Below are 8,593 nucleotides of genomic sequence, written 5' to 3'. Positions count from 1 at the left end.
GGACCAGCCCGATGGCAAGAGCGGGCGCGGAAAGCTCTGATCAGATCCAAGAGGCGGACACGAGCGAACCGCGCATGCCGTTCATCGGTTCCGTGCTCGATTACGTTCCCGGCGAGCGCATCACGATCGAGCGCAAACTCAGCGTCAACGAAGATCTCTACCTCGCCGATCACGCTTTCGTTCATGCGCCTGGCATAAAGCCGACGTCAGCCTGTTTGCCGGTCGTGCCGATGACGATGAGCCTCGAAATCATGGCCGAGGCGGCGGCGTGTCTCGCGCCGGGCTGCGGTCTGCTCGGATTTGAAGACGTACGCTCGGTGACCTGGATTGATCTCGAGGACGTTGACGAACTCGCGCTAAACATCGTGACGCAGATTGTTCGTCACGATGCAGAGCGCGGGGCCTTCAGCATTTCCGCCGCCATTTACGTCGAAGGTAAAAGCTCTCCCGCGATCACTGCGACTGTTCTTTTCGGAGATCGCTACTTGGTCGAATTGTCGCCGACCTTTAGCGATTTGAGCAACGCGCGCGCACACTCGCTCACAGCCGATGAAATCTATGCCGAGCGGCACATGTTTCACGGACCGAGCTTTCAATGTCTCGTTGGAGAATTCGTTCTCGGAGACGAAGGAATCATCGGCGAGCTTTGTGTGCGGTCTCCCGAAGAGCTTTTTGGATCGACGCGTTCTCCGCAACTTCTGACGGACCCCTGCTTACTCGACGCGGTGGGTCAGATCGTCGGACTCTGGGCGATGGAGCAAGAGCGCTACGTCTTCCCGATCGGTCTCACGAAGCTTGAAATTTATCGTCCGACCCCGCCCGTCGGAACGCGCGCGCCTGTGCGCGTTGAGATCTTGCAGTCGGAAGGCAAGACGCTCGTCGCCGACGTCGAGGTGCAAGATGGCGAAGGCGGCGTTTGGATGCGAATTTCAGGCTGGCGGACATGGAAGTTTCGCTGGGAAAAGCGCCTGGTGGATTTCCGTCGTCAGCCCGACAGACACTTGTTAACGACGCCGGCGCCCGCGCCGCATTTCGAGGGCTCGATTTCATTGATGCTTTCCAGCGCCGAGCTGAAGCAATTCGATCCTGCCTTGCTCGCGCGCTATTGTCTGAGCGCCGACGAAATGCTGTCCTACAAAGAACTGGAGCGTTTTCCCCAGCGCCAGCGGCAGTGGCTCTATGGCCGCGTCGCGGCCAAGGACGCAGTCCGCCTGTGGGTGGCGAAGCGACAGCAAGGGGAGATGTCGCATCCGGCGACGTTCGCCATCTCTTCGGATGAACGCGGACGACCGTTCGTCAAGCCCGCGCCGAGTTGGGGATCCGCGCCGTCGGTGAGCATTTCTCATTGCGAAGAACGAGCGATAGCGGTCGCTCACGAGCATGACATCGGCGTTGATATAGAGCGTATCGCCGCTCGCGACGTCGGCGTTGTCGAAGCCTTCGCCTCAGCGAAGGAACGCGAAATGATCGCTCGTTATCCCGTCCAAGAACGCGACGCTTGGTTGACCCGGCTGTGGTGCGCGAAGGAGGCGCTCGGCAAGCTCTTGGGCGTCGGTCTTGAGGGCAAACCGCTTGCGATGGAGGCAACCGAAATGACCGGTGACGGACAGATCGTGCTTTCGCACAAGGACAGGAACGCGTGCGCGCGCGTTTCGACGATCGAAGCTGACGGATTCATTATCGCCTACGCAGACTTGGAGCAGTCCGTCGCGTAATCGGAAACCATTTGGCGGCATTCGCCGAGGAGGGGATCATGCTGCAGACGATGCTTCCCAATGAACAGCGGGTGTTCTGTGTGAATCCTTTGGAGGCCCCCATCATTTTTGGACAGATCGCGCCCTACTTCAAACATGGGATCGAAATTGAGGAGGGAGACACCATCGTCGACGTCGGCGCGAACATCGGACTCTTTACCTTGACCGCGTGCGATTGGGGGAAACGCGCCGTAAAAATTCTCGCCTTTGAGCCGATTCCAGACCTATTCAAATGCCTCACGGCCAACGCCAAGAAGTACAAGCTCGATAGCCTTGTCACCTTGCCCTACGCCCTCTCACGAGAGAGCGGCGCGATCGAATTCACGCACTATCCGCTGCTGACCTCGATGTCGACAGCCTATCCCTATGATCCGAACGCAGCGTCGGTTCGACTTGGCTTTCGAGACATACTGCCTCAGTTCCCGCCATTTTTGCGATGGATACAGCGCCTGCCGCCCAAGCCGCAGGAAATCGCTCTGCGCATTCTTCTTAAAGTCCTGCTCCGCGGCCGACGCGTTTCGTGTCAGGCGTTGTCGCTCTCAGACGCAATTCGCGACCATGAACTCACACGCATCGATCTCGTGAAGATCGATGCCGAAATGGCTGAACTCGACATCCTGCAGGGCGTCACAGCCGACGACTGGGGAAAGATCAAGAAGATCGTCGTCGAAGTGCACGACGTTGAAGGCCGATTGAACAAGGTGCGGAGCCTGCTTCAGGCCGCCGGCTTCCGGCGCATCGACGATGAGCAGGATCCGCAGATGAGGGAGTTTCGCGTGCACACCGTTTACGCGACCAAGTGAGGAGAATGGTGGCGTTGATTTCCGCTCAGGCCTGGTTGGCTGATGCTATTCCGAGGAGCAGAATATGCTTTATGCGTTGATTATTTCTTTCGTAGGGCTGCAGCTGTTCGTGGTGCTTGCGCCGATGCTACGTTTCGCAAAGTGTTTCCGCCGCGCGCCGTCCTTGCGAACAGAGCAGCCAAAAGCAGCTGTCATCTTGCCGTGTAAGGGGATAGATGACGCTCTGGTCGAGACCGTTCGGCGGTTGTTGCGCCAGGACTACAATAACTACGGGCTGCTGTTTGTGACCGAGAGCGAGGAAGATCCGGCGCATAAGTTGATCAAGGGCCTGATCGAGGGCGCTTCGCCTCCGGCGCGACTGATCACTGCTGGACCCGCCGCGGCCTGCGGACAAAAGGTTCATAATCTCACCACTGCGGTCGACGCTCTTGATGAGTTCTTTCCCGACATTGAGATCATCGCCTTTTGTGATTCCGACGCTCAGCCGCAAACGGATTGGCTGACCAATCTGGTCGCGGGACTCGCGGACCCTGAAGTGGGCGTCGCCACCGGCTATCGCTGGTATCTTCCGGCCGGCAGCGGCCTCGGGTCTCTGCTGTTGAGCGCCTGGAACGCGCAATCGCTGTTCTTGTTTGGCGATGAGTCGAGCTTCGCCTGGGGAGGGACTATGGCGATGCGCCGCGTTGATTTCGAAAACCTAGAAATCCGGCGACGCTGGCGGGGAGGGGTGAGCGACGACGGCAGCGTGACGACCGCGGTCCGTTCGCATGGGAGGCGCATTCAATTCGTGCCCCGCTGTCTCGTCGCCTCGCGCGGCGACGCGAGCTTGAGCGACGTTCTGGAATTCACGAACCGCCAGATCATCCTGACGCGAGTTTATATGCCGCGCGCGTGGCGGGAGATCGTGGCGCTGACGCTATACTTCTGCGCGCTCTTCGCGCTCGTCGCTGCGCTTCTCTACAGAGCCTTCGCCCAACAAGCTCTTCCCGATGGCGTCGTCAGCGTGCTGCTGCCCGGCATGGCGTTTGCAATGGTCTTACAGTGCTGGCTGCAGACCGCCTTTGCGATGCGCATTCTGCCGCAGCATCGCGACGAGTTGAGACGGCTTCGATGGGCCTATCTTGGCGTAATGCCTCTGGTGGCGCCTCTGGCCCTCTGGAACGTGATCGTATCGTGCTTCTCTCGACGCATCGTTTGGCGCGGGATCGGCTATGAACTGCTCGGCCCTAATCAGACCGTCATCTGGAAACGCGATCTTCCCGATCCGCGCGCGATTTAGGGCGGCTGCGTTGTGTCAAAGGAATCATGATGTCCGGCCTGCAGAGCAAGCGTACTGATGTTTTCGTTCTCCGAAGCGTTCTGTGGCGGCGTCATCCGATAAGACGATGCGCGTTTAGCGGAAATTCGCTGGAATCGAGGGAACGGTTTTGCGCGAACGTTGTTACTCCTCTAACGGAGGGACTGCGATGTATTTCCTTCCTGATCAAGATCTAAAAATCGAATGGGTTCGCAAGGACGAAAGTTGTCCGCACGAGGGCCATTCCTGGTACGGAAGTCGATACTGCTACTTCGAGATCGATCGTAGCGAGTGCGACTCGGCGATAGACGTTTGCCCCGTCTACGTTCTCTATTCAATGACCGGCGAAACGCTGATCAACGAGCTTGCACGGCGCAAGGCGTCTGAACTGAGAGTGGCGCCGGCAACCGACGCCGTCAGTGAAATCGAGCGCTTGACGAGCGGCGAGGTCAGGCATCGCTCGGACGAGATGCAGTTTATCGGGCGCTTCATCATGCGCTCGATCGAGGACGCCTGGGACGATCGTACGGATGACCAAGCTGTGTCGACATGGACAAGATTGGCGTCAATGGCGCCATCGTGGAGATTCGGCTTCAGGCGAAGAAAGATCCAAGTCAATCGTGACGCCATACGGCTGACGAAGGACGCCGCTGAAGTCGTAGAGACCAGAGAAGCGGCGAGCCGGCTGCGTTAGGTTCAGGCGTCAGTGAGGCGCCAGGACGCAGTCCGTCGGCTGCGCAATTCGAGGTTGCGAGCGGAGAGAATATGTCCCCTGGCGCTGTGCGCAGTCACCGGCAGGGTGAGCTTGAAGAGCGAGAATAGCTGCGGGAGCCTTTCGAAATGTCGCTAGGAAAAGAAATTGGCCTCGCCACGAGACAATTTGGCGGACGCAGCGGCGTTGCATGGACGCGTCCGAGTCTGACGCTTCTCATCGCTTGGCGAAACCTCGTCCACGATCGAGTCCGTTTCGCCGTGACGCTCGTCGGAATTGCCTTCTCGACAATCCTCGTCGGCATTCAGTTGGGCATGCTCCTTAATTTTCTTCACACGACGTCGACCGTCGTGGACCATGCCGGCGCGGATCTTTGGGTCGCCGCGCATGGCGTTCCGAGCGTGGATCTTGCAACGCCTATCGACGGCAGACGCAGATTCCAGTCTCTGGCGGTGGAAGGCGTCGCCGTCGCCGAGCCTTATCTTCTGCATTTCGGCTTTTGGAAGCGCGCCGACGGGATTCGGCAGATTGTCATCCTCATTGGCGTCGAACCGGGCGCCGAGATGGGGTTGCCGCTGACTTTGCCCGCCGGGCAAAGCTTCCGAGAGGCGCTATCCAGCCCCGACGGGATTATCATCGATCGACTCTACGCCGAAAAGCTTGGTGTTACCGGCCTCAATCAACTCGTTGAAATTAATGATCGCCGGGCGCGGGTCGTCGGCTTTACGGACGGAATAAGAACATTCACGCAATCGCCCTATGTCTTCACCTCGCTACGTAACGCGCGATCGCTGCTGGGTCGAACAGACAATCTCATCACTTACGTGTTGATCCGGCTCGCCCCCGGTCAGGATCCGGCGACGGTGATCGAGAGACTGTCCGCCCGAATGCCAGACGTCGACGTAATGACCTCGCGCGAATTTGCGGCCAACAGCCAGAAATACTGGCTTCTGACCACGGGCGCGGGCATTTCGATCATCTGCTCTTCGCTGCTTGCGCTTTTTGTTGGCGTCGTGATCGTCGCCCAAACGCTCTACGCCAGCACCATGGATCGTCTTCCCGAATACGCAGTCATTCGTGCGATGGGCGGGCCGCGATGGTATCTCTACAAGATCGTCATTGAACAGGCGGTGATCGGCGGTCTGATCGGAAGCGTCGTCGGGATCGGCGCCGTGGCGGTGCTTGTGTATCTCGGCCGGAACATGAGTTCGCCGCCGCTTGTCCCAGCCTGGCTTGCTCTAGGCATCGGGGCCGTCACCGTGGTGATGTGCGTCGGCGCCTCGCTCGTGTCGATCAGCAAGATCACATCAATTGATCCAGTGAAGGTGTTCAGATGAAACGCGCCGTCATCAGCGCCTCTGGCGTCAGTCATTCCTTCGACACCGGGCCGACGCCGGTCACCGTGCTGCGTGACATTGACGTTGAGGTCTACGCCGGCGAGTTGCTGATGTTGGTGGGACCGTCGGGCAGCGGTAAGACGACGCTGCTCCATATTCTGGGTCGGCTGCTCAGCCCTTCGAGCGGAGTCGTGACGCTTTATGGAAAAAACACGCAGGCGCTCGGCGAAGAGGAGCTCGCAGCGCTGCGGCTGAAATATTTCGGCTTCATTTTTCAAGCCTACAATCTGTTCCCCGTGCTGACCGCCACGGAAAACGTGATGGTGATGCTCGATCTTCTCGGAGTGTCCCGGCAGATTGCTCGGGAGCGCGCGCGCGAACTCCTGAAATCGGTGGGCTTAGGTCACCGACTCGATTCCTTTCCCTCTCAGTTGAGTAGCGGCCAGAGACAGCGCGTCGCGATCGCGCGCGCTCTGGCCGGCGATCCCAAGATCCTGATGGCCGACGAACCGACTGCCGCGCTGGACGCAGAAAGCGGACTTCGCGCCATTGAGCTTTTGCAGATGCTTGCGCATCAGCAGGAGCGAGCGGTGGTCATCGTCACCCATGATCCGCGTATCCTTCAATTCGGGGATCGGGTGATACATCTCGAAGATGGACAAATCGCCGAGCGTTTGGCGACGCCGCGCGGTCCATCTCCCCTGCACGCAATGGGAGCCTTGTGATGAAAATGTCGTCACGCGTCGTCGCAATTCTGACTTTCCTCGGCCTGGCCGCGCTGAGCCTCTTTCTCTTTCAGTCGATCGAGAGCACGCAATCAACCGCTCGCGCCACAACGTCGCTCGCCGGAGTTGCGCAGCATGTCGCCGCCGCGCCGGGCATGGTGGAGCCTGAAGGCGAGGAGCGCGAAATCGCCGCGCAAGCGACAGGCGTCATCCGCGAGATGCGGGTCGAGGAGAACGATGAGGTGGCGGCCGGTCAGATCATCGCGGCGCTCGATAATACCGAGCAGGTTGCTCGACTGGAGTCCGCACGCGCGGCGCTTGCGCTGCGGCAGGCCGAACTCGAGCGCCTCACCAATGGCGCGCGCGCCGAGGAGCGCCGAGAGGCGAGGGATGCTCTGATGGAGGCGGACGCGGCGCTCGATTTGGCGCGACGCGAACATGAGCGGCGGCTGCCGCTCACCAAGAGTGGCGTTTCGCCCCAAGCGGCGCTTGATCAGGCCACGTCCCACTGGAACGTCAACAAGGCGCGGCGCGCGGCGATCGCGGAAAGGCTCGCGATGCTCGAGGCTCCGCCGCGCGCCGAAGATCTCGCGGCGGCGCGCGCGCGGGTGCGGCTCGCGGAGGCGGATGTGGCGCTGTCGGAGGCGCTTTTGGAAAAGACGCTGGTTCGGTCGCCGATCGCGGGCACGATCCTGCGTCGCTCTCGCGTCGCCGGCGAAGCCGTGACGCACGTGCCGCCGACGCCGATCGCCATCGTCGGCAATGTTCGCGGTCTGCGCGTGCGCGCGGACGTCGATGAGACCGACGTCGGGAAAATTGTCGCCGGGCAGCGCGTCGAGGTCACTGCGGACGCGTTCCCAAATCAGAAATTCGGCGGAAGAGTTTTCCGCGTATCGTCCAGAATGGGTTCCAAGATGGTTCAGACCGGTCGGCCGACCGATCGCGTCGACGCCAAGGCGCTGCAGGTTCTTATAGATCTCGACCCCGGCGTGAAATTGCCCGTCGGGCTGCGCGTTGACGCTTATTTTTTGGTCCACCCGCTCTCGGCGCAGACAGGTTGGCTCCAACCAATGAAGGCACAAAAATCCGCGGGGCGATTCGCCATCGCGCGCGACTGACGGAGCGCGAGGAAGTCGCGCGAATTGATTGGCTAATTCTAGATAACGCCCCGGCGAGCGCCGGAATTATCCTAACAGGGGCTATCAGAAGGAGAGCGCCAAAATGGTTAAGCTCGCTCGCGCAGTATATCCTGAACTTTTGGATTCTCTTCCATGCGACGATCCCCGAGCCATGCAGTCGCGCCGCGACCTGCAGCGCGTCAACAGCTGGATGTTGCAGACCAAGATTATGGCGACGATGCTTTCCCGCCATTTCGACAGGACGCCGAAAACCATTCTCGATCTCGGCTCCGGCGACGGGGCATTGATGCTCGGCGTCGCAAATCGCCTGGCGCCGAAGTGGCAAGGCGTGACGGTGCGCCTGCTCGACCAACAGGACATTCTATCGGACGAGACGCGCCAAGCCTTTGAAGCGATCGGATGGCGGGCGGAGAGCGTCGTCGCAGACGTCTTCGATTACCTTTCGCATGACGCCGCGACGACGGACATCATCTCAGCCAATCTGTTTCTGCATCATTTTGAAAACCCCGACCTCGCCCGCTTGCTTGAATTGGCGGCGGCGCGCACGACGCTGTTCGTAGCATGCGAACCCCGTCGCGATCATTTTTCGCTCATGGCGAGCAGCCTGGTCTGGGTCATCGGCTGCAACGACATCACGCAATGGGATGCGAAGACGAGCGTGCGCGCCGGCTTTAACAACCGCGATCTATCGAAGCTGTGGCCAGATCAGAATGGCTGGGTTCTCGACGAGAGCCCCGCAAGGCCATTTACGCACTGCTTCGCGGCGCGGCGGTCGAATTCCGCTCCAGGCGACACGCCTTCGTAACCCGTCGCTCTCGCGAGCGGC

The 8,593-nt window shown here is 60.1% G+C and carries 8 protein-coding genes; all 8 read left to right on the top strand.

Features of this window, described 5'->3' with window-relative positions:
- Positions 1 to 1,715 (top strand): 4'-phosphopantetheinyl transferase superfamily protein (locus IYY11_RS01935; protein ID WP_246719562.1); only part of this gene is annotated, 1,715 nt, incomplete at its 5' end.
- 38 nt (positions 1,716 to 1,753) lie between these two features.
- Positions 1,754 to 2,557, top strand: coding sequence for an FkbM family methyltransferase (locus IYY11_RS01930; RefSeq protein ID WP_196402436.1), 804 nt, complete (start codon positions 1,754 to 1,756; stop codon positions 2,555 to 2,557).
- A gap of 64 nt (positions 2,558 to 2,621) precedes the next feature.
- Positions 2,622 to 3,836: a glycosyltransferase gene (locus IYY11_RS01925; protein WP_196402435.1), complete on the top strand. Its 1,215-nt coding sequence runs from the start codon at positions 2,622 to 2,624 to the stop codon at positions 3,834 to 3,836.
- Between the two features lie 187 nt (positions 3,837 to 4,023).
- A complete protein-coding gene (locus IYY11_RS01920) occupies positions 4,024 to 4,548 on the top strand; it encodes a hypothetical protein (protein ID WP_196402434.1) in 525 nt (174 codons plus the stop codon).
- 146 nt (positions 4,549 to 4,694) lie between these two features.
- Positions 4,695 to 5,903, top strand: coding sequence for an ABC transporter permease (locus tag IYY11_RS01915; RefSeq protein WP_196402433.1), 1,209 nt, complete (start codon positions 4,695 to 4,697; stop codon positions 5,901 to 5,903).
- Positions 5,900 to 6,628: an ABC transporter ATP-binding protein gene (locus IYY11_RS01910; RefSeq protein ID WP_196402432.1), complete on the top strand. Its 729-nt coding sequence runs from the start codon at positions 5,900 to 5,902 to the stop codon at positions 6,626 to 6,628. The genes IYY11_RS01915 and IYY11_RS01910 overlap by 4 nt, the downstream gene beginning before the upstream one ends.
- Positions 6,628 to 7,746, top strand: a complete 1,119-nt coding sequence (locus IYY11_RS01905) for an HlyD family secretion protein (RefSeq protein WP_196402431.1) — start codon at positions 6,628 to 6,630, stop codon at positions 7,744 to 7,746. The genes IYY11_RS01910 and IYY11_RS01905 overlap by 1 nt, the downstream gene beginning before the upstream one ends.
- Before the next feature lie 172 nt (positions 7,747 to 7,918).
- Complete coding sequence (locus IYY11_RS01900; RefSeq protein ID WP_246719549.1) at positions 7,919 to 8,572, top strand: class I SAM-dependent methyltransferase; 654 nt, start codon at positions 7,919 to 7,921, stop codon at positions 8,570 to 8,572.
- The last annotated feature ends 21 nt before the right edge of the window (positions 8,573 to 8,593 follow it).

Source organism: Methylocystis sp. H62, assembly GCF_015709515.1.
Classification (GTDB): Bacteria; Pseudomonadota; Alphaproteobacteria; order Rhizobiales; family Beijerinckiaceae; genus Methylocystis.
The sequence above is the reverse complement of the archived record's forward strand: the minus strand, read 5'-3'. Positions and strand labels throughout refer to the sequence as shown.